This window comes from Oceanobacter sp. ABM4_470 (assembly GCF_056158645.1).
Genome location: NZ_JBSWTR010000001.1, coordinates 3,390,192 through 3,412,649 on the forward strand (window position 1 = coordinate 3,390,192; position 22,458 = coordinate 3,412,649).

The window sequence follows — 22,458 nt, forward strand, 5'->3', positions numbered from 1 at the left end:
CACCATGAAGATCGTCCTCGCCAGTGGCAACGCTGGCAAACTGCGTGAATTCTCACAGCTGTTCGACACCCACTTCGGCGACCAGAACATCGAACTAGTGCCGCAAAAGGAGCTGGGCGTCAGCGACGCCGACGAAACCGGCCTCAGCTTTGTTGAAAATGCCATTCTGAAAGCCCGCCATGCCTGCGCCGCCACCGGCTTGCCAGCGCTGGCGGACGACTCCGGCATTGAAGTCGATGCCCTCAAGGGCCAGCCGGGTATTTATTCCGCCCGCTTTGCCGCCATGCACAACGCGGGTGCAGGCGACGCCGACAACAACAGCCTGCTGCTGCAAAAGCTACAGGGCGTTGCCACAGAACAACGCAGCGCCCGCTTCCAGTGTGTGCTGGTGTACATGCGCCATGCCGACGACCCAACCCCACAGATTTTTCAAGGCAGCTGGGAAGGCACCATTCTGACCAGTGCAGCGGGCAGCAACGGCTTTGGCTACGACCCGCTGTTCTGGGTTGAAAGCGAGCAATGCGCCAGTGCGGAACTCGACAAGGCCCGCAAGAATCAGATCTCTCACAGGGGACAGGCCATCCAGCAGCTGATCCAGCGCTGGCGCCGATAACCCCCGACGCGCCGCGGCGGACAACCGCCGAGGTGCGTAGCAAACCGTATAACGGTTATTTCACTGACCTACCGGATAGATGCACATCGTGGAAATTCTCGAACAACTGCAAAACAAAATCAGCCAGACCATTCAGTCACTGGAAAACCTGCAACTGAGCAACATGGAGCTGCAAGAAGAACTCGATCAGGCACGCAGCCAGCTGAGCGAAACCCAGCAGGCGCTGGAAACTGCCCAGCAGCAAAACGCCGAACTGAGCGAAGAAAAGGCCCAGCTGCAGCAACAGCACAACGACGTGACCGAACAGAAGAACGCCATCGAAGTCCGTGTTCAGTCGCTGCTGCAAACCCTCGACATCGCTGTGTCTGACCTGATGCCAGTGGCAGAATCCAATGACAACACGGATTCCGCTCAGGAAGACCTGAACCTGAACGACAACGCCGACGAGCAGATCGTCCAGCAAGCCAACGACCAACTGGCAAACGTTCAATACGGAAACTGAGATCGTGCCCGTTTTGCCGCCATTAAGTCTGTACATCCACGTGCCCTGGTGCGTGCGTAAATGCCCCTACTGCGACTTCAACTCGCACAAGGCCGACGACCAGATTCCGGAAGATGACTACGTGGCGGCGCTATTGGCCGACTTGCAAACCGAACTGCCGCTTGTCAACGGCCGTTCGGTACAGACCATCTTTATTGGCGGCGGCACCCCCAGCCTGATGAGCGCCGACGGCTACCAACGGCTGTTCGATGGCCTGCGCCAGCAGCTGAACTTTGCCGATGACATAGAAATCACGCTGGAAGCCAACCCCGGCACCTTTGAAGCCGAGCGCTTCAAAGCCTATCGCCAGTTAGGCATCAACCGACTGTCGATGGGCATCCAGAGCTTTAACGACCTGCACCTGCAAAAGCTGGGACGTATTCACGACAGCCAGCAGGCCCAGGCGGCCATTCGGTCGGCTTTCGAAGCCGGTTTCGACAACATCAACATCGACCTGATGCACGGCCTGCCCGGACAGTCGATAGCCGATGCCATGTACGACATCGACACCGCCCTGAGCTTCAACACCCCACACCTGTCGTGGTATCAGCTCACCATCGAGCCCAATACCGAATTCTACAAACGTCCGCCGATATTGCCGGAAGACGAAACCCTGTGGGACATTCAGGAAGCCGGCCAAAAGAAACTGGCCGACGCCGGTTTTCAGCACTACGAAATCTCCGCCTTTGCCCAGCCGGGCAAGCAAGCCCGCCACAACCTCAATTACTGGCGCTTTGGGGATTACCTCTGCATCGGTGCTGGCGCCCACGGCAAAGTCAGCTGGTACGACGACAACGGCAAGTTTCACAGCCAACGCCGCTGGAAAACCCGCGCGCCAAAAGACTACCTCAACCCGGACAAGCAATTTCTGGCTGGCAGCGACAACATCGACGCCGAAGACATGGGCTTTGAATGTCTGATGAACGCCCTGCGCCTGCACGAAGGCATGCCCGTGAGTATGTTTGAACAACGCACTGGCGTAACCCTGGCGCTGGTACAAGAGCCTGTGGATAAAGCTATTTCGATGGGCTTGCTGGAAATCACAGAAACCGGGCTAAGCGAACCCTGGATACGCGCCACCGAACGCGGCCGCTTATACCTGAACGAGCTACTGGGGCTGTTTTTGTAACAGCGTCTGATCGCGTATCAATTCATTGCGTAGGTTGGGCCCCGCCCAACTGATGCATGGCTCTGATGTGTAGGTCTGATGTGTAGGTCTGATAAAGACGCGAAGCGGCTGCCATCAGACACAGCAGCGTTGGATGGCACTCGCTGCGCTTGCTCATCCAACCTACCCGGATTTTCTGTAACAATTCCGGCATCACACCTTGATATTGACGTTATACAAGCTCTTGGCTTCCTGAATACGGTGCAGGGTAATTTCCCGCACGGTGTTCTTGCTCAACTCAATATGACGCTTTAACTCGGCTATCGCCTGCTCACTATTCCGAGCCAGAATCAGCCCCAGAATGCGACGGTGTTCATCGTAGGTCGCCTCAATCCGCCCCGGCTGGGTGAAATCGAGCCGGCGGATGATCTTCAGGCGTTCACAAACGCCCTGATGCAACAAAGCCATTTCCTTATTGCCGGCTGCCACCACCAATTTGTCGTGGAAGGTTTCATCCAGAATCGCCACCGCATCGGAGTCCGACCAGCGGTCTGACTTATCCACCGACCACACGGCCACCAGCTCCGCCAGACGCTCAGCAACATCATCGGCTTCGCACAGCCGTCGTACCGACTCCGACTCCATCAGAATGCGGCAGTCGTACAAATCCTCGAAGTACTTGAAATCAAACGGCCGCACCTGCCAGCCACTGCGGAAATGCACCTGTACGTAACCGTCTCGTTCCAGCCGGTACAACGCTTCCCGAACGGGTGTACGGGAGGCTGCCATGCGTTTGGCGATTTCCGATTCACTGAAACGGTCGCCGGGTAACAGCTGGAAGTCGAAGATGTCTTTCTTCAGCTGTTGATAAATACGCTCGGCGACGTTCACCGGGCGCTTGGTGGTTGCAGTCATTTGTACTTACGAACCTGTTTATTCAACATCGTTTGAAACCGGCTGACCCTTGCCCCTTGGGGAGATCTTATCTCCCCGGCGGCACGCCATCCCCTCTGCTTTGCGCTACCGATTCGCTATTCAATTCTCACTGCGAACGCACAACGAGCACGCCCAGATGCGGCATCCATGCCTTAACTGTGCTAGCCGGCCATCCATGGCCGGGCTGCTCTGTGCATTCTTGTTCAAATTGGCTCATCTCGATGCGCGGTTTCTCTGGGACGCCCGACCGGCCGGGGGATAAGATCCCCCAGGAGGTCAAAATACCCAAGAGGCCATCATGCTAGTATTTGCTTCAGCCCGAGCAGGAAAATCACCCTTTCAAACTCTGGATATACGCACGCCAGCCACCAAATTCACTGATGTGCGTCGCACCTTCCAGACCCGCTGGCTCGCAGATAAAGCCTTTCACCAAACGGCCGTCTTCCAGCTCCAGTGTGCCAATGCCCAGTGGTTGCGGAATCTCTTCCACAAAGGCGCCAAAGGCTTCTTCGGTCACCCGCCACACTTCCACAATCAAGGAGTGGCCTGTTTCCTCAGAGCCTTCCGGCAAACGCACCAGGCCTGGTTTTGGTGGCGTGGTGTTGGCCAGTGCGTACAGTTGGTATTTCGGTGCAGTTTTGGTTTGCTCCAGCAACGCGGCATTGCGACTGGTGAGCTGATGGTTCAGCGGCATGCCGGTCAGGTGAGCGCCAACCACGGCAACGTCGATGGTCTTTTCGCTCTTGCGACCCAGCAATACAGGCGCCTCCGGCAGGTTCAAGGCCGCTTCCCAGCGGCTGGCAAAGTTCAGCAAGGCCATTTCCTGCCACGCTTTGGCAATGATGGTCACGCCGAATGGAAGGCCGTCAGCGCGCAGTTGCGCAGGCACCGCAATAGCCGACAGATCAGACAGGTTTACGAAGTTGGTGTACACGCCGTTGCGGGAGTTTTCCAGTACAGGCTCTGCCTTCAGGGCGGCGTGTGTCGGGAAATGCGGGGAGGTTGGCACAAACAGTGCGTCGATATCGGCGAAGAAGGCGTCGACGGAACGCATCAGTTCCAGACGGCGGTATTCGGCGTTGAAGGCTTGCACTGCAGTCGGTGTTTTACCACCCAACACAATGCCTTTCACAACCGGGTCGAGTCCTGGAAGATCCTGTTCCATGAACTCGCCAACAGCAGCGTAGCGTTCTGCTACCCAAGGACCCTCGTACAACAAGGCCGCTACTTCGAATAGGGGGCCGAAATCCTTTTCGACCAGCTCGAAACCGGTAGATCGAGCCATTAAACATGCTTGTTCAAAGGCTCGTTGTTGTTCCTCATCCCCGAACCACTCCGGGTTGGCGGGTATGGCCAAGCGACGAATCCGCGTCTGTGCAGGTGTTTCATCGTGTCGGGAATACGGGTCGTTTCCGTCAAACCCACCGGCGACACTCAGAACCTGCTCGGCATCCTGGCTGTTCAGCGCAAAGATGGAAACAACGTCCAATGATCTACAAGCAGGAACCACGCCAGAAGTGCTCAACAGGCCTTTGGTGGCCTTCATTCCCACCAAATGGTTAAAGCCCGCGGGCACCCGGCCGGAGCCTGCGGTGTCGGTTCCCAGTGAAAATGCCACCTGACCGCGAGCAACCGTCACGGCAGAACCAGAACTGGAACCGCCGCTGACGTATTCTGGGTCAAAGCTGTTGGCCACTGCACCATAAGGAGACCGAGCCCCCACCAGACCGGTGGCGAACTGGTCCAGATTGCACTTGCCCATCACCACCGCACCGGCCGCTTTCAGCAATTTAACAACGTGGGCATCCTGTTCCGGAGTGAAGGCAAACTCCGGACAGCCCGCTGTGGTTTCAAAGCCCAGTGCATCAATATTGTCTTTTACTGCGAACGGCACACCAAAAAGGGGCATGTCTGCCACCGACTTGCCTTCCAGTGCAGCCAGCTGAGCCGCCAGAGCGTCATCGCTGGCCAATGCAATCCAGCCACTGCCATGGAAGGGTTTATCGCCATCCAGCTCTTCCGCCCGAATGGCTTCCAGCAAGGCTGGCAGCAGCTGTTGCGGGCTGTAGCCCTTGTTGTACGCGTTTTTCCAATCGGACAGATTCCAGCCCAACAGGTTATCTGGCAGGGTTTCGGGTTGAGCTTGAGCGGTAAAAGACATGATGGCTCCAGTTGCACACTAACTTGTATACAAGATAATGTACCAGATCCGTGCCAAGGTATAGAGACCGGGTTAACGAAGCTGACTGTCCTTGCTGCCCCGTCGGTTAATACCCGCGCTGGCTTTGTATTCTTGCTCCAATTCAGACTGACATTGAATGCACAGCCGTACGCCCGGTACCGCCTGTCGACGCGCCTCCGGAATCGGTTTGTCGCACTCCTCACAGAATTCCAGACTGTCACCCACACTCATGCTGCTGCGTGCCTGTGCCACTGCATCTTCTATGGTGGCGTCAATCTGATCCTGTACCGCACCGTCTTTTGCCCAGCCAGATGCCATATATCGCCTCCCTCACAGCCTCATATACCTACTATTACTTGCTACCTGAATGATCATCCATGTTTGCCACACCGCCTATGCGCCAGCCGCCATGTGAGTTACTCGCCACAAGTTGCGGGCAGCCGATGACAGTTATCAAGCATGATGGAGAATACAAAGACGCCCGGCGTGTCAGGACGCGACCTGATCACCACTAACACAGACGATGACGGATGTCTTGTGGTCTTGTTAAAGGGTTTGGCGAAGGCCTACTGGCTGGTCAGGACACAGAAAGGAGAAAAAGACGACAAGGAAAAAGGGCCTGGCAACCCTGAGGAAGTCTGCCAGGCCAAGACTGATTGGTGAATCAGTGAGCTGTTGCGGTTTTGCTGGCGTTACGGCTCATAATCATGAGCAAGACCAGGGCAAATGACGCAGCGGTCAGCATGGTACTGATGGCCGCAATGGTCGGGTCAATTTCATCGCGCAAGGCAGTGAACATGCGCTTGGTGAGGGTCTGGTTTTCACCACCGGCAATAAACAGCGACACCATGGTTTCATCCAGCGCCTGAATAAAGGCGAATACAGCACCGGTCACTACGCTTGGTTTGATCTGTGGCAGGGTCACCGTCATAAAGGCACGCAAGCGGTTCATGCCCAGACTGCGAGCCACCATTTCCTGGGCCGGATCAAAGCCGTGCAAGCCGGCAATCACCGAAGTAATCACATACGGCAGCGCCAGCATAACGTTGGCCAGCACCAGACCCGGCATGGTTGCCAGTAGGCCTGTCAGGGCATAGATAAAGAACACCCCGGCAGCAACAATGATCACAGGTACGATTAATGGCAGCAGCAGCACCATTTTGACGTAACGCACAGACCAGTGGTCGCAGTTATGAATCGCGTAAGCCGCAGACACCCCCAGCGGGGTGGCAATGATGGCTGTAGAAACTGCTACCGTGATACTGGTACCGGCAGCCGACATCCAGGCCAGACTGTCGAAGAAGTCCTCATACCAGCGGAACGAATACGCCGGTGGCGGAAAGCTCATGAAACGACTGTCAGAGAACGACATCGGAATCACAATCAGCACTGGCAGAATCAGAAATACCAGAATAGCGATAACAACCAGCGCGAATACCGGCTTGCTCAGATCGAAGTTCTTCATTTGGCACCTCCGACGATCTTATCCACAGGAACGAATTTGCCGACCACATAGAAGATCAGGCCAACACACAGCAGCAACACCACACTCACCGCACTGGCAGCACCCCAGTCACTGAACAGCTGGATATTGCGACTTACCAGCATCGACGCCATCACAGTGCGACCACCACCCATCAGCTCAGGGGTGATGTAAAAGCCCAGACACAATACGAACACCAGCGTACAACCAGCGACCACACCACTGACGGACAGCGGCACAAATACGCGCCAGAACACCATGAAACGATTGGCGCCGAGGCTGGAAGCAGCCATCAACAGGTCGCCGGGGATTTTCTGCATGGTGGCGTACAGCGGTAGCACCATAAATGGCAGCAGGATATGCACAGTGGCGATGATGGTGCCCAGTTCGTTGTGCACCAGCGACAGACGGCTGTCGATCAGCCCCAGGCCCAGCAGCGAGTCATTAACAATGCCCGAGCGCTGCAGCAGCACCAGCCAGGCATAAGCACGCACCAGCACACTGGTCCAGAAAGGTACGATCACCATCGCCAGTACCAGCATTGACCAGCGACGTGGTAAACGAGTGATGGCATAGGCCACCGGATAGCCCATCAACAGGGCCAGAATGGTTACAATGAAGCTGATTTTGAAGGTCAGCGCAAAGGTATTCCAATAGATGCTTTCGGTAAAAATACGCTCGTAGTGTTCCAGCGTGAAACCATCGGAATAAAACGACTGCAGGAACAACCAGGCCATCGGAACTACCAGCAGCAGCGTGACTACCGCCAGCGCAGGGACCAGCAACAGCATCATCGAGCGCTGCTCTTTCTTTTGCAGCAACACGGAAGGATCAGCGTCTGCTTCGAGCCTTTCGTTGGTTGGAAGGGTTAACGTAGTCACGGAATTCTCCTGTGGCAGATGACATCAGGCAACCACCGGCACAGGGCCAGTGATTGCCTACCGGTTACTTTTGCATGAACTCAAGCCAGCGACGTTCAGCCGCCTCACCCTCTTCAGATGCCCACCATTCGTAAGACATCATGGCCTGCACCTTGGCGTTGGCCGGTGCACTTGGCAGACCCTTGGCAATATCATCAGGGATCTTGCCAGTGGCGAAGGCTGCCGGGTTGCCCGGACCATAGGAGATGTACTGCGGCAGGTTGGCCTGCAGCTCTGGTGAAATAGCAGCGTTAAGGAAAGTTTTGGCTGTTTCAGGGTTTGGAGAGTCCTTGATGATGCACAGGTGAGTAGCCTGCAGAATGCCATCGTTGTAAGTCATCTCGGCGTTGGCACCCGCTTCCTTGGCCGCTTTCACCCGACCGTTCCACATCATCAGCATGTCGACTTCACCGTCGAACAGCAGCTGGGCAGACTGGCCACCAGAGGTCCACCAGGTGGTGATGTAAGGTTTGATTTCCTCCAGCTTGGCGAAGGCACGATCAACATCCAGGGGATACAGCGCATCAGGCTCTACGCCATCGGCCAGCAGAGCCGCTTCCAATGTAGCCAGCGGGTGGTTACGCAGGGCACGCTTGCCCGGGAAGTGTTCAACATCCCAGAACTCAGCCCAGTTACTCGGGTATTTCTTCAGGCCATCCTTGTTGTAGGCCAGTACGCTGGAGTAGAACTCGTAAGCCACGGAATACGGCGTTTTATAAGTATCCGGCATGGCGTCCGCGTTCGGCATTGCAGCGTAATCCAGCTCTTCGATGAAACCGGCGCGACCACCGCGAACACAGTTCAGTGGTGGCGTATCAACCACATCCCATACCGCTTGCCCGGTCGTGCCCTGGGTCTTGATCATCGGCCAGGCATCCGGCGCACTGTCCTGCATTACCTTGATGCCGAGGGTATCGGTAATCGGGTCCAGAATGGCTTTCTCCTGAGCGTCCTGCCAGGCACCGCCCTGGGATACAAAGGTCACCTGACTTTTTGCCGCCCAGGCTGCAGAACCCATCAGGCTGGCTGCAATCACAGCGCAACCGAGCAGTTTTTGTACGTGGTTCTTACTCTTCATCGGTCCAGTCTCCATCATCGTCATTGTTGTGGGCAGGCCATTGATTAGCGGCCTGTGGCATCAAGGAACTGGTACCAACCAGCCACCATCCGGATGCCAATTTCTCTGAATGCGTAAAAAGGTACTGCCTGAAAACGCTGGCTATCCAGCAACGCAACCTGCGGGTTTTGACCCAGTACAAATTGCGCAACCAAACCGCCGAGCATGGTTGACTGTGCAACACCGGCACCATTGAAACCGGCGGCAACACAGGTTCTGTCGTCCAGACGGCCTACATGGGGCAAACCATCCAGCGTCATGGCAACGTGTCCGGACCATTGATAGTCGACCTTGATGCCATTCAATTTCGGGAAGATCTCCACCATCGCCTTGTACAAACCGTCGAACGCCACTTGCGAATCGTTTTTGCCAAAGGCACCACGACCGCCAAACATGAAGCGCCCCTCAGCCTTGCGGAACCAGCGCATCATGCGACGGGTTTCCACATAGCTGCGCTCGTTGGCCAGCAGGGTTTGTTGCAGGTCGTCAGAAAGTACTTCGGTGGCAATCATCGAACTGCGGAAAGGAATCACCCGCTTACGGGTGTACTGGGTGCTTTTGAAAGCATCTGAATAGGCGTTAGTGGCAAACACAATCTGTTTGGCGCGCACCACAATGCCCTCTGGGGTGGTAACACGAACGCCGTCAGCATCGTATTCCACCGAGGCCACCGGGCTGTTTTCAAACACCACATCGCCAAAGGCCTTGTTAATGCCGTGAGCCAGGCCGCGGACATAATTAAGCGGGTGAACAGTGCCAACATCCTGCGCCAGAATGCCGCCGACAAAGCTGTCGGTACCGGTTTCGGCAGCCACTTGTTCGCGATCAATCACGCTCAGTGAGGTATCACCCAGCTCTCGCTGAATCCACCGGGCTTCCTCCGCCGCGTGCTTCATCGAATGATCGTTATGGGCACACTTGAGGTTGCCGGTACGTTTGAAATCGGCCGACTTGATGTCGTAATGACGGGTTAGCTCATCAACCTTGTCGACCGCTTCGTGAGCAATCTGGTGCATGCGCTGGGCGGTGGCCAGATCAAACGATTTGGCCATCTCCGGAAACGTCATACGGTATTTGGCGGTGACCACACCGCCGTTACGGCCACTGCCTCCCCAGCCAATCGGCTGCGCTTCCAGCACCAGCGGTCGCATGCCCGCTGTGGCCAAATGATGCGCCGCCGACAAACCGGTAAATCCACCGCCAACAATAATGACGTCAGCCGTTTGGTCACTGGTCAGTTGCGGAAACGATTCCGGAAAAGCAGACGTTGCCTGCCAGAGAGAATCAACCGGGGAGGACAGTGTGCTCATCTTATTTACCTGCAGCGACGGCGTCAGCGAAGGCTTTCATGGAAGTAAAGTGGAAGTCCGGAGTAGCAAATTCCACCGGGTCAGGAGTGCCACCGTAACCTTCCTGGTCAGCACGACGCTCGATCCAGCAAGTGGCGTAACCCAATGATTGAGCCACACCGATGTCGTGGTACTGGCTCTGGGCCACGTGAAGGATTTCGTTCTGTGGATAACCAAAGGCGAACTGACGGCCCTTGTTGTAGGCAAAGTATTCCGGGTTTGGCTTGGCCACACCGGTTTCATCACAGGTCACGCTGTCGTGGAACGGGTTGCCCAGCGCATGGTTGTAGGCAGTAAACGCAGTACGATCGGCGTTGGTCATGGCCACCAGACGGTAGTGCTTGCGCAGCTCCTTCATGGCTTCCACTGCATCAGCGAAAGGTGCCCAACGCAGTACAGCCATCTGGAAATTGTCGGCTGCCTCATCGGTAGCCGGCAGATCCAGCAGCTTGGCCAGATGCTTGTAAACGTTGGCCATCTCGGTGCTGGAACGACCCGGGAACACATCACGGCCTTCTTTATAGGCTGCAAAGATCTGGTCGTCGGAGTACTGGGCAGCAATCTCGCCACCAATGCTGCGAACGGCATTCAATACACCGGATTCGAAGTCAATCAGGGTGCCAACAACGTCGAAGGTCAGTACTTTAAAATCGGACAGTTCCATTTCGGAAACTCCTGTTCAGGGTCAGTAAAATCGTTGTGTTTGGGGGTTGGTCATTAATCTGGTGGCGCAGCGACTTTGCTCAAGCCACCTGCGGCACCACAATTGTGTCTTCCGGGTGCAGCGCCAGTTGCAAGTCCTGGCCAATCACCGGGATCTGGCGCGCCGCCGAGTAATGGCTTGGTTGGCGCAAGGTCAGATTGACGCCGTTGGCCAGTTGCAGATACACCCGCAAGCTGTCGCCCTGATACACCACATCCATTACCTTGCCGCTCATACGGTTAACGCAGTCCGGCTGGTTACCATCGTCGATCAGCAATTTTTCGGTCTGAACCGACAGGAACAATTCGTCACCGACTGGCAGCGGGCGGGCAGACACCAGCGACTCATTGCCAATCTGGATGCGATCGCCGCCAGCACGGGTGGCAGGCACCAGCGTAGAGTCACCAATAAAGTTGGCCACAAAGGCGTTTTTAGGGTGGTTATGCAGCACTTCCGGAGCATCGATCTGCACCAGTTCGCCGCCAGCCAGGATGGCGACCCGATCACTCATGGTCAGCGCTTCACCCTGATCGTGGGTCACGTAAACGATGGTGGCACCCAGGCGTTTGTGCAGGTTACGCAGCTCAATCTGCATGTTTTCGCGCAGCTGTTTGTCGAGCGCAGACAGTGGCTCATCCATCAGGATCAGATCCGGTTCGAACACCATCGCCCGAGCCAACGCCACACGCTGACGCTGGCCACCAGACAGCGCCGCAATGTTGCGATCCTGATAACCGTCCAGTTCAACCATCTGCAGAGCGGCCTTCACTTTGGCTGGCCATTCGCTTTTTGGAATGCGGCGGGCACGCAGTGGAAAGGCGACGTTTTCGCCCACCGACATGTGTGGGAACAGCGCATAGCTCTGAAACACGATGCCGATGCCGCGCTTGTGTGGTGGCGTAAATGTCATGTCTTCGCCGTTAATCCAGACCGCGCCGGAAGATGGCATAACAAATCCGCCCAGCAACCCGAGCAAGGTGGTTTTACCGGAACCGGACGGCCCCAATAAGGAAACAAACTCACCTTTTTTAATATCGAGGTTAATTGGTTTCAAAGCCTGGGTATTACCGTAGCTTTTACTGGCGCCCCGAATGGATACGCCCATATTTAAATGACTGCTATTCATCACGAATCTCGTTTTGGATTACTAGCGTGTGGCCATATTAGTAACAGCGCTGTCAGGACAAATTCAATTGAAAAATAATTTGAATAGGCATAACCTGAGGTTATGCCTAACTTACGTCGCAAGATTCCCAGTGCCAACGCTCTGTTTGTTTTTGAGTCTGCTGCACGATGTGGAAATTTCACCAGAGCTGCCGAGGAAATGGGCGTTACCCAGCCTGCGGTAAGCCGAATGCTGTCACTTCTGGAGGATCATCTGGAGGTGCGATTATTCGATCGCAAAGCCGGTAAAGCACCTCTGACGGAGTACGGCGAGATACTTTACAAAGGTGTCAAAGAGGGGTTTCTGACCATCGACCAGGCACTACAGGACATCGAAAACCGACGCTGTGGAGACGAAACCGTCACGCTGTCGGTATCGACCGCTTTCACCACTCACTGGCTGATGCCGCGCATGCACAAGTTGCAGGCGGCCTTCCCCGATATCGATATTCGCTTCCAGCTGGTTTCCTCTTCATTGACTGGCCCGGTCGAGGATGTCGATCTCGGAATGCGCTTTATGTCGGGCGAGGATCTCAGTCATGGTGCGGATTTATTGATGCCAGAGCTGTTGATGCTGGTCTGCAATCGTGACTACTACAACGCGCATTTTGACGGCAGTCATAACGATACGCCCGCCACCTACATCAGCCTGACCGATGCCAGAACCAATTGGCGCGAATACTTCGACAGCATCCAGAAGCTTCGTCTGGTCCCCCATAACCTGGAGTTTTCCGACTACGCCATTGTGCTGCAGGCGGCACTGCAGGGTCAGGGATTTGCCGTTGGCTGGCTCAACGTCGTCTCCAACTGGCTATGTACAGGAGCCCTGCTGCCAGTCTCGCACGAGATCGTCAAAACCGGCCGCTTGTGTCATCTGGTGTACTCCCGTCAAAGACCACTGTCTGAAGCAGCGGCTAACGTCAGGGACTGGATCATTCAGGAGACTCATGCGGAAATAAGACAAGTAGATAAACTTTACCCACAACTGGGACTGGCGGCAGAACTTGATAATTTAAGCTGATGGCCAGAGCTCTAAAAAGTTCTTTTCTGGGTCAATCTCGATTAAAAAGCACCAAAATAAAACACTAAAAACGCACCAAAAAAGAACAGAGATATCCTCAATGCTTTCTGATTGAACAACGCTTTGTTTTGTAAGTTTTATATACCGAAGCTATCTTTACACCACTGCCAGAGTGGACAATAAGGTTTATATTAAAATCAAATAATATCAGACAATAATAAAACCCGAATCGGAAATATCTATATGAAAACAATCTTGTATACATGGGGACATCTATTTAATCCGGTGCTCACTCTGGGCTGCTGGATGGTTTCGAATCACGAAGCCGACTTGTAGGCCTGACGGGTCAAGTCAAAAGTCGGCGACACAGAGTCGAGGTCATCCGGCAGCCCCCGCAGGGCGCGGGTTGCCGTCGCCCAGTGCGGTGTTGACGAACTTGGAAAGGACTCGTCATTCCGCTGCATTCGTCGCCTTGCCCTGAACAACGGCAACGCTCGCGCAGAGCCGTGCAGGATTAAATAGATGTCCCCACATGTTTATCCAGAGCCAACTCAATACAATGACTGACTTCATACTTCGCTCGTTCCAATCTTCCGACCTGACAACGCTGGCTCAACTCTCCGCTCAGCAAGGGTGGCCCCATCGGCAACAAGACTGGCAGCTATTTATTGGCCTCGGTGAATGTCTGGTGTTGGAATCCAGCGGTCAGCTCGTCGGCTGTGGCTGCGCGCTCAATCAGGGAGATTTCTGGTCAATCGCTTTGGTGATTGTAGATAACTCATTGCAAGGAAGAGGATTGGGCAAAAAAATCTTTCAAGGCTTGCTGGACCATATTGCCGCGGCCAGCGGCAGCTCTGATACAGCCGTTACCCTTACGGCAACGGCAGCTGGCAGCCCCATGTATCGCAAATTCGGTTTTGAAACCTGCAGTTACCTGCAACAGTGGCAGGGGCGCTGGCAAGCAGCACTCGTGAATGAAGCCCCGCCTTTGTTGGAAGCAGATAAGCTCAGGCAATCGTTGTTGCATGTGGCAGGCATTGAACAGCCGAGCATGCTCGACGCACTGGTGCAGTGTCAGGGGCTGGCTCTGAAGAATGAGAATGGAAGCAGCGACGCTCTGGGGTTGCTACGCGACTTTGGCCGGGGTTCAGTCATTGGGCCAGTCGTCGCGGAAAATCTGCATCGGGCCGAAAAGATCATTCTGGGATTGGCCAGCCATTTGCCCAATGAGCGCCCTTTCCTGCGGCTGGATATCCCTGAAGACTGCGGCCTGCAGCCGCTTCTGAGCGAACAGGGACTGGAGCAAGTCGACCGACTGGAAGTCATGTGGCGCCATAAGCCGCCGCAATCGGATATCCCCCATGGCCGCACCTTCGCCATTTTCAGTCAGGCGACCGGGTTGCCACCCGCCTGATAGCCAGCGCCACTAATAACCGCGCTGGCGATCCACCAGCCCACACAATGGCAAGCCCTGCTGGTGCCTCTGGATGTTATCCAATACTGCGGCCGCCGCAGTCTCTGGCTGGGTTTGACTGGCAATATGCGGTGTCAGCACGATAGCCGGATGGCTCCAGAAGGGATGACCTGGGGGCAGAGGCTCAGGGTGCTGAACATCCAGTACCGCGGCTTTCAGCTGGCCACTTTCCAGTGCCCACAGCAAATCATCTTCAACAAGATGCTCACCGCGGCCAACGTTAATCAGGCTGGCGCTTTTGGGGAGCTGTTCAAACAACTCCCGCTTCAGAATACCTCGGGTCGCATCGGTTAATGGCAGCAAACAAATCAGAATATCCGTATCAGTCAGAAATTCGCCGAGCTGCTGCTCACCCACAAAGACGTCAACTCCGTCGATCATACGCTCAGACCGATTCCAGCCCCGACATTGAAAACCGTTCAACGCCAACCTTGAAGCAACTGCACTGCCTAACTGACCCAGCCCCAGCACACCAACCCGGGTATGGCTGGTCGGCCATACATCAAACACCTGATAGGCCTGCTGTTGTTGCTGCTGAAGATACACAGGCAATTGACGATGAATCGCCAGCGTCATCATCAATACATACTCCTGCATGGTGCTGACGATGCCCGGCTCCTGCATCCGCACCAAGGGGATGTGTGCCGGAATGGCACTGAGATCAAACTGATCAACGCCCGCTCCCAACGAGAAAATCAACTCAACATTGGGGAATTCATCGAGCCGTTGGAGTAATTCCGTATTCCAGACACCGAGATAACGAACTGCCTGTTTGTCGAGGCTGTCGGTGGCATTGTCTGTCACCAGAGCTGGCCAGCTCCAGAACGGCATCTCAGCCGCCTGTTTGGCCAAATACTGCCGCCAACGCCCGGTTCTGCGTGGATCGCCCTGATACAAAAATCCCATAACGTACTCTGGTCCTGATTTCTTTTATTGAGGCTACCGCCAGAAACAGGAAGGAATATGGCAAATCTGCATGTACAGACAGCAGATACTGGCAGCTGCCGGGAGGTTGAAGGCCAGACTCAGAGGCTTGGCTGATGGGCGCTGGTAGCAGGGAGAGAACGGTGTGGTTAATCGTTACCGAAGCGCCAATTCAGACCCAGCTGCACTTCCGTCCCCGTGACGGAGTAGCTGTAAACCCGGTTGCTGCTGTCTACAAATTTGTCGAACGCTTCGTTGGTGAGGTTGTTGGCGTCCAGGCTGAGGGTCAGTTGGCGGTTGAGTTTCCAGCTGGCCCAGGCGCCAACAATGGCCGAGGCGTTGACCCCTTCGCGGTCGTTGCCATTGTTGCCTGGCACCAGCGTCAAGTAGCGGGATCGGGCACGCAGGGTAACGCCCGTTTCAAAATGGCTGCCGCGATACCACAGCGAGCCATTCAGTACATGCCGGGATAACCCCGGTGGCGGCAAGGTAATGCTGCCGTCGTCCAGCGGATAGCGTGTCAGCGCTTTACTGAGCGCGTAGCTGGCATCAAGGCCGAAGCGGTTCCAGACCGGGGGCAGCCAGCTGAACGGCACCTGCATGTTGATTTCCAAACCACTGATGTCGGTGCCCGGACCATTCACCGGCCGACGGTAGTCGTAGCTTCCAGAGCCGCTGTCTTGCGCTTCCCAACCGGGGTTGTAATACGGCAGCTGGTCGAGGGTGACCGTGCGGGATTCGGTAACAATCAGGCTATCGATGCGGGTGTAGAACAGCCCGGCTGCCAGCAAGGCATGGCCCTGGCCGTACCACTCAATGCCCAGATCAAAGGCATGGGCACGACTGGGTTTCAGTTCACTATTGCCACTTTCCACAATGCGGGCGCTGGTGCGCATCAGCAGCGGGGTAGTCAGGGCATCGATGGATGGCCGGGACATTTCGCGGCTATAGCCCATGCGTAGCAGCAGGTCGTCGCGCGGCTGGGCGACCAAATGCAGCGATGGCAGCCAATCACCATAGCGAAAGTGTTCGTTCACCGGTTCAATTTGGCTGCCGTTGCTTGTATCTGTGCCAGTTGCGTCATCACTGTCATCAATCAGCAGACTGCCAATCACCTGCTGGCGGGTAGTGGCATAACGCACACCAACATCACCACGCAGGGGCCACGGCAGTTGCCACAGTTCAAAGGTGCCTTGCCACCAACCGGCCCAGGAGGTTTCCTGCAGCTGGCGTTGCTGGGTTGGGTCTTTTTCCAGCAAGCTGTCATTCAATCCCAGTGCTTTCAGCAGCCCCTGCTGTCCCACTGCCCAGCGGCTCGGCAAGCCAGAGACACCGAGTCCACGGCCAAAATGTCCCGGTGTTGTGTCTATGTATCCCATGGCATCGCCATCGTCACTTTGCCAGGTATAGGAAGCCTGCTGACGCTCGTTAGAGAAGTGCTGATACTTGACGCCCAACCAATGGGTCAGACCAGGATTTTGCTGAAACGCCAGTTCGGTTTCCGCCACCTTGTAGCGATTAACGACTCTGTCTTCGTACAAGGTAACGCGCCAAAGCTCCCACTCAGCCGGGTCTTGTATGTCGAAGCCATAACGATTCACCGAGATACGGTCGTTGCTGCGGAGGTCAAAGCTGAAGTCCTGACCCGGTGCCAGCAGCGAGATATTGTTATGCAGCGGACTGTGGAACACCGAGGCCTGATAGCCCAATGCCGCAGCAACCGACCAACGCTCATCCAGCGCCATCGACCAGTCCAGCTTTAGCTGCCCAAGGCGGGTGCTGTCTTCTTCGTGGTTGTGCTCGGAGCGAATATCAACATCTGAAAATGCGCCGTACACCATACCCTCGGGCCCCAGTTCAAAGTCATTCACCGTAACGTCGCTGAGGTCCTGGGTGCGAATGCCCGCCGACGTAATGTGGTATTCGTGCATGTCCTGCTTGTGGCGGGAACCCATCAGGGTCAGATCCAAATTCCCCCAGGACGGTTACGCCATTGCAAAACGCTGGCGAAACCCAGCGTGGTTAACTGGCGGTTGAGAATGTCATAACGATTGTGGCGCGGATAAAACACGCCGCTGTTCAGCTGCTGTTGCTGGGCTTCAGAAAGCTGACTTTGCTCGCCCCAGTCGGCCTGCTGCCAACGCACGGTGGAATACCCTTGTTCGGAGGTCGTCCGTTTGCGATAACTGACACTGGTGGCCCAACCGAAGTCTCCCGACGGGCTCAACCCCTGAAAACCAGCGCCCAAACTGGCACCACCGGTATCGTTACGAACGTTGGACTCCCCTTGCAGGGTCAGCCACTGCTGGCGTTCGCCTGCCAACAGGCTGCGGTCGTCGAAGGGCCTTGGCGTACTCATATCCACTGAGCCACCAATCGCACCTTCCGCCATCCGGGCGTTACCCGATTTCACAATACTGATGCGGTTGAACAGGCCTTCTGGCAACACATTGAAATCAAAACTGCGGGAGTTATTCACCGAGCCCCTGGCATCAATGCTGGTGCCCGTCGCCAGCATCGGCATGCCATTGATGCTGACGCGGGTAAATTCCGAGCCCAGACCGCGAACACTGATATTTCGGTCGACCCCGGCTTCCTGACTGAAAGTCACCGCCGCCCGGGTTGCCAGCGCTGCCGTGATCCGGCTTTGGCCTCCGAGCTGACCTGCCGTCACGTGGGCCGCTTCTTCGAGGGTATTACTGGCGTAACGTGTGGCAATGGAAGGGGCGCTGTCAAAACGACTGGCGGTGACCAGAACCTCGGGCTGCCACAGGGCATCCGCACCTGGAGCCTCGGGCTTACGATCGTTAGCTGGATAATGAGTTGGATAGAAAGAAAACACCACGCCAGCAGCTGTCATTCGGAACTGCCAATGGGTGTTCTGCACCGCCAACTCCAGAAAGCGCTGCAACGAACAACGCCCCAGTGGCTGGTTTATCCAGCGCCGGGGTTCCGGGGTGGTCTGCTCTGTAGCGGACTGCTGAGGCCGTGCCGACATCACCGCACTGGTGCCATAGTAGCGACTGAGCTGTTCTATCAGGTGTTCTATCGAGGTCTGGCTAACGCCATCAAAGAAACAGCCCTTTTCAGAAATAGGCTCAGGCAGAGAATCTGGCAAGGGCTCAGCAAAGGAAGGCCGGGATAACGCGAAAAGTGTCAAGACTGGCAGCAACAGAGCGTACCAGCCAGAACTCCGCTGCCGGACTGGGCTCAAACTCCATAGATCAAGCATGCCGCTGATATTACCCAAACCTGAAAACCCTGTGCCCGACGGACATTATAGAAGCGTCTGTTCGGTCTGTTGCAGCACACTCAACCGTCAGAAAAGAACAGCCGCTAAAGAAAAACCGAAGGCTGCCAGCACCCGATACGCTACCAAATCGGCCTGCCATTCTAGGTCACAGGGTATGACAGAGGTATGAAGCGGCTTCTTTTGCAATAATGAAGGAAAGGCAACCGTAACGACCCCACAGCATGCTGCTACTAATGATCCGATGGCCACTAATCTGACGCCCGATCATAGCCAGCAAGCACACAGCCCCACAGTCCGCACTGCATACACCAAACGCCGCAGCGCCAACACTGGGCCAAACCATCAGGGACACCGTTCTGCCAACGTTTTAGCAATACCTTTTATCCCTTTAACATTAAGGAAACTCCATGAACGCAGAACAACCTTCCCTTGGCGGTGACCCACACTCCCGTCAGAACATTGTGATTGTGGGCGGCGGCGCCGGCGGCCTCGAGTTGGCCACGCACCTGGGCCACAAACTCGGGCGCAAGCACAAAGCCAAAATCACCCTCATCGACCGCAAACGTACCCACATCTGGAAGCCGCTGCTGCACGAAGTCGCCACAGGCACCCTCGACACAGGTACCGAAAGTGTTTCCTACCACGCCCATGGCGCTCGCCATGGTTACCAGTTTGAACTGGGCGAACTGACCAACCTCGATACCCGCAACAAAACCTACACGCTGGCACCGCGTCTGGACCAGGACGGCAAAGTCCTGATGCCATCCCGCGAGCTGCCGTATGACACCCTGATCATGGCCGTTGGCAGCATCAGCAACGACTTCGGCACACCGGGCGTTCAGGAGCATTGCTACCTGCTCGACTCCACCCGTCAGGCTGACCGCTTCCATACCGCCCTGATCGACCGTTTCACCGACATTCACCAAAACCGACCGGGCGATCGACTGCGCATTGCCATCGTGGGTGCCGGTGCAACCGGCGTAGAACTGTCGGCCGAACTGCACCGGGTAACCGAGCTGCTGCGCTCTTACGGCATGGCCGGCATGTCGCGCCACCAGCTGGAAGTCACTCTGGTTGAAGCCGGACCACGGGTACTGCCAGCGCTGCCGGAACGTATCTCGACCTCGGTAACCCGCGAGCTGATTAACATTGGCGTCAAGGTCAGTACCTCCACTATGGTCAGTTCCGCCGATGAAAACGGCCTGCTGACCAAAGATGGCGAGCGCATCGACGCCGACCTGATGGTATGGGCCGCCGGGGTAAAAGCGCCGGATTTTGTTGGCAAAATTGACGGCCTGTCGCTGAATCGCGGCAACCAGATCGAAACCAACGAATACCTGCAAGCCAAAGACCCTGACGGCAATGTGATTGACGGCCTGTGGGTGATTGGCGACTGCTGCTCGTTCACCATGGAAGACGGCACCCGCGTGCCGCCACGCGCGCAATCTGCCCACCAGATGGCCAGTTGTGTGTTCAAGAACCTGATGAACCAACGCATTGCCAAACCGCTGAAAGGCTTCGCCTATCACGACCATGGCTCACTGGTTAGCCTCAGCCGCTACAGCGCCGTTGGTAGCCTGATGGGGAACCTCAGCAGCAAGTCGATGTTTGTCGAAGGCAAGCTGGCGCGCCTGTTCTACATCTCGCTGTACCGCATGCACCAGATCGCTATTCACGGCAAATTCCGTGGTGCGTTGATCGTGGTGTTGGACTGGCTGACCCGGGTGATCAAACCAAAGATGAAACTTCACTGAGTGGTTTCCCCGAAGAGCGCTTTAGCCGCTCTTCGGGGTCTTTGACTACAAAGAAGGCACTAAGAACCACTATTCGGCTGGTTTTGTCACCCAAACCATTAATGTCAGCTTTCTTGAGGCGAAAATACCGCGTGTTTATCGCGTCACCACTTGCCAAACGGCAAAGAGATCAGCAAGCTGCCGCCCAAAGCGATCAATCCACCGGAATTTCTGCCCATTTGCCTCCTCCAAGCCCCTACAGCGGCCTTGAGCGACAGGCGACCCTACGAATTTCTGGCTAAAGAACGCGTGCCACTAGCGTTGAATACCTAACGAGTAATATGACGAATCAAACAGCAACGACAACAGATGCCAAATGCGATATTGGCTTTATCGGCCTCGGTGTTATGGGCGCCAACCTGACCCTGAACCTGGCCGACCACGGTTACTCAGTAGCCTGTTTTGACCTCGACACCGAAAAGACCCAGGCCATTCTGGAAAAAGATCAGGCCGAGCGTGGCGATCAAGCTGCTCGCCTGGTTGGCTGTGATTCGTTCGCCGACTTGCTCAGCAACATCGCTGCACCGCACATCATCATGCTGTCGGTACCCGCCGGAGCCCCGGTCGACGCTGTTTGCGCCCAGCTGATTGAAGCCGGTTTGCCACGCGACAGCATCGTCATCGACACCGGTAATAGCCTGTGGACCGACTCCGTCGAACGCGAAGCCCGCTTGAGCAAAGACCTGGTGTTCTTCTCTACCGCCGTATCCGGTGGTGAAGTCGGCGCCCGTTTTGGCCCGTCACTGATGCCAGCAGGCAACGCCGACGCCTGGGCACGCATTGAGCCGGTACTCAACGCCATTGCCGCCAAGGTCGACCCTGCTACCGGCCTGCCGCTGGAATCGTTTGAACCGGGTAAACCCGTCACCGAAGGCGAACCTTGCGTCACCTACATTGGCCCAGCCGGTGCTGGCCACTACGTAAAAATGGTGCATAACGGCATCGAATACGCCGACATGCAGCTGATCTGCGAGGCCTACCACGCCATGCGCAGCACCCTTGCGATGACACCGGCCGAAATCGCCGCCGTCTTCAGTGAGTGGAACAAAGGCAAACTGAACAGCTACCTGATGGAAATCAGCGCCGAAGTACTGGCCCAGACCGACGCCACTACCGATGCACCACTGGTGGATATGATTCTGGATCGCGCTGGCCAAAAAGGCACTGGTCTGTGGACCGCCGTTGGCGCACTGGAGCTGGGCAGCCCGGCACAAACCATCGCCTCAGCCGTGTTTGCCCGCAGCCTGTCAGCCTTGAAAGACGAGCGTCGCGTAGCCAGCCAGCAGCTGTCTGGCCCTGTCGCAGCCCCTGTTTCTGACGAAGAAAAAGCCACAGCAATCAGCCAACTGGAGCAAGCACTGTACTGCTCCAAAATCTGCGCCTACGCGCAGGGCTTCCAGCTGATGGCAACGGCCTCCAACACCCATAACTGGAACCTGAACTTCGCCGAAATCGCCAAAATCTGGCGCGCAGGCTGCATCATCCGTGCAGTGTTCCTGCAGTCGATCACCGACGCCTTCGAAAAAGACAGCCAGCTAAGCAACCTGTTGCTGGACCCGTTCTTTAACAAACAAATCGCCGAATACCAAAGCGACTGGCGTCAGGCCATCGCCAAGGCCACCATCGCTGGCGTGCCATGCCCGGCCATGATGTCGGCGCTGAGCTACTACGACAGCTACCGCACCGACGTACTGCCTGCCAACCTGCTACAAGGCCAACGCGACTACTTTGGCGCACACACCTACCAGCGTGTGGATAAACCAGCCGATGAGGCTTACCACACGCAGTGGAGCACGCCGGGACGGCCTGAGGTAAAGGTTTAAGCCTTCCATCAAAAAAGCCCTTAACCGATTTGGATAAGGGCTTTGCTCGTTGCA

General features: G+C 56.0%; 19 protein-coding genes. 7 read left to right on the plus strand and 12 right to left on the minus strand.

Annotation, left to right across the window (positions count from 1 at the left end; all coding sequences use genetic code 11):
- The first annotated feature begins 4 nt into the window (after positions 1-4).
- The 3 genes from rdgB (at position 5) to hemW (ending at position 2,283) form a co-directional block, all read left to right on the plus strand.
- A complete protein-coding gene (gene rdgB / locus ACXADJ_RS15000) occupies positions 5-613 on the plus strand; it encodes an RdgB/HAM1 family non-canonical purine NTP pyrophosphatase (protein ID WP_475067363.1) in 609 nt (202 codons plus the stop codon).
- Positions 614-692: 79 nt separating this feature from the next.
- Positions 693-1,115: a hypothetical protein gene (locus ACXADJ_RS15005; RefSeq protein WP_475067365.1), complete on the plus strand. Its 423-nt coding sequence runs from the start codon at positions 693-695 to the stop codon at positions 1,113-1,115.
- Positions 1,116-1,119: 4 nt separating this feature from the next.
- Entirely contained in the window at positions 1,120-2,283 is a 1,164-nt protein-coding gene (gene hemW, locus ACXADJ_RS15010) for a radical SAM family heme chaperone HemW (RefSeq protein ID WP_475067367.1), read from the plus strand.
- Between the two features lie 192 nt (positions 2,284-2,475).
- On the opposite strand, the gene ACXADJ_RS15015 is transcribed toward hemW, so the two are convergent.
- The 9 genes from ACXADJ_RS15015 to ACXADJ_RS15055 all read right to left on the minus strand — a co-directional run bounded on the left by ACXADJ_RS15015 (position 2,476) and on the right by ACXADJ_RS15055 (position 12,078).
- Positions 2,476-3,177 (minus strand): GntR family transcriptional regulator, encoded by a 702-nt coding sequence (locus tag ACXADJ_RS15015; protein WP_475067369.1) that lies wholly within the window; start codon positions 3,175-3,177, stop codon positions 2,476-2,478.
- Between the two features lie 352 nt (positions 3,178-3,529).
- On the minus strand, positions 3,530-5,359 hold the full coding sequence (atzF, locus tag ACXADJ_RS15020) for an allophanate hydrolase (RefSeq protein ID WP_475067371.1): 1,830 nt from the start codon (positions 5,357-5,359) through the stop codon (positions 3,530-3,532).
- A gap of 72 nt (positions 5,360-5,431) precedes the next feature.
- Positions 5,432-5,698 carry a DksA/TraR family C4-type zinc finger protein gene (locus tag ACXADJ_RS15025; protein ID WP_475067374.1) on the minus strand — a complete coding sequence of 89 codons (267 nt, stop codon included), beginning with the start codon at positions 5,696-5,698 and terminating at the stop codon, positions 5,432-5,434.
- Positions 5,699-6,044: 346 nt separating this feature from the next.
- Positions 6,045-6,845 (minus strand): ABC transporter permease, encoded by an 801-nt coding sequence (locus ACXADJ_RS15030; RefSeq protein WP_475067377.1) that lies wholly within the window; start codon positions 6,843-6,845, stop codon positions 6,045-6,047.
- On the minus strand, positions 6,842-7,744 hold the full coding sequence (locus ACXADJ_RS15035; RefSeq protein ID WP_475067379.1) for an ABC transporter permease: 903 nt from the start codon (positions 7,742-7,744) through the stop codon (positions 6,842-6,844). The genes ACXADJ_RS15030 and ACXADJ_RS15035 overlap by 4 nt, the downstream gene beginning before the upstream one ends.
- 64 nt (positions 7,745-7,808) lie before the next feature.
- On the minus strand, positions 7,809-8,861 hold the full coding sequence (locus ACXADJ_RS15040; RefSeq protein ID WP_475067382.1) for an ABC transporter substrate-binding protein: 1,053 nt from the start codon (positions 8,859-8,861) through the stop codon (positions 7,809-7,811).
- A gap of 44 nt (positions 8,862-8,905) precedes the next feature.
- A complete protein-coding gene (locus ACXADJ_RS15045) occupies positions 8,906-10,210 on the minus strand; it encodes an NAD(P)/FAD-dependent oxidoreductase (protein WP_475067384.1) in 1,305 nt (434 codons plus the stop codon).
- 1 nt (position 10,211) lies between these two features.
- Positions 10,212-10,913: an HAD-IA family hydrolase gene (locus tag ACXADJ_RS15050; RefSeq protein ID WP_475067387.1), complete on the minus strand. Its 702-nt coding sequence runs from the start codon at positions 10,911-10,913 to the stop codon at positions 10,212-10,214.
- 79 nt (positions 10,914-10,992) lie between these two features.
- Positions 10,993-12,078 carry an ABC transporter ATP-binding protein gene (locus ACXADJ_RS15055; protein ID WP_475067389.1) on the minus strand — a complete coding sequence of 362 codons (1,086 nt, stop codon included), beginning with the start codon at positions 12,076-12,078 and terminating at the stop codon, positions 10,993-10,995.
- Between the two features lie 102 nt (positions 12,079-12,180).
- Between ACXADJ_RS15055 and ACXADJ_RS15060 the strand changes: the two genes are divergently transcribed.
- Both ACXADJ_RS15060 and ACXADJ_RS15065 read left to right on the plus strand, forming a co-directional pair.
- Positions 12,181-13,137 carry a LysR family transcriptional regulator gene (locus tag ACXADJ_RS15060; protein WP_475067390.1) on the plus strand — a complete coding sequence of 319 codons (957 nt, stop codon included), beginning with the start codon at positions 12,181-12,183 and terminating at the stop codon, positions 13,135-13,137.
- Between the two features lie 559 nt (positions 13,138-13,696).
- A complete protein-coding gene (locus ACXADJ_RS15065) occupies positions 13,697-14,551 on the plus strand; it encodes a GNAT family N-acetyltransferase (RefSeq protein ID WP_475067392.1) in 855 nt (284 codons plus the stop codon).
- Between the two features lie 12 nt (positions 14,552-14,563).
- Here ACXADJ_RS15065 and ACXADJ_RS15070 read toward each other — a convergent pair whose 3' ends face one another.
- The 3 genes from ACXADJ_RS15070 to ACXADJ_RS15080 form a co-directional block, all read right to left on the minus strand.
- Complete coding sequence (locus ACXADJ_RS15070) at positions 14,564-15,517, minus strand: 2-hydroxyacid dehydrogenase (protein ID WP_475067394.1); 954 nt, start codon at positions 15,515-15,517, stop codon at positions 14,564-14,566.
- 167 nt (positions 15,518-15,684) lie between these two features.
- On the minus strand, positions 15,685-17,490 hold the full coding sequence (locus ACXADJ_RS15075) for a TonB-dependent receptor domain-containing protein (protein ID WP_475067396.1): 1,806 nt from the start codon (positions 17,488-17,490) through the stop codon (positions 15,685-15,687).
- A gap of 5 nt (positions 17,491-17,495) precedes the next feature.
- On the minus strand, positions 17,496-18,653 hold the full coding sequence (locus tag ACXADJ_RS15080; protein WP_475067397.1) for a TonB-dependent receptor plug domain-containing protein: 1,158 nt from the start codon (positions 18,651-18,653) through the stop codon (positions 17,496-17,498).
- Positions 18,654-19,195: 542 nt separating this feature from the next.
- On the opposite strand from ACXADJ_RS15080, the gene ACXADJ_RS15085 reads away from it, so the two are divergent.
- The gene (locus ACXADJ_RS15085) at positions 19,196-20,542 is read left to right on the plus strand and encodes an NAD(P)/FAD-dependent oxidoreductase (protein ID WP_475067399.1); all 1,347 of its coding nucleotides are present in this window, start codon (positions 19,196-19,198) and stop codon (positions 20,540-20,542) included.
- Between the two features lie 320 nt (positions 20,543-20,862).
- The gene (gene gndA, locus ACXADJ_RS15090) at positions 20,863-22,404 is read left to right on the plus strand and encodes an NADP-dependent phosphogluconate dehydrogenase (protein ID WP_475067401.1); all 1,542 of its coding nucleotides are present in this window, start codon (positions 20,863-20,865) and stop codon (positions 22,402-22,404) included.
- The last annotated feature ends 54 nt before the right edge of the window (positions 22,405-22,458 follow it).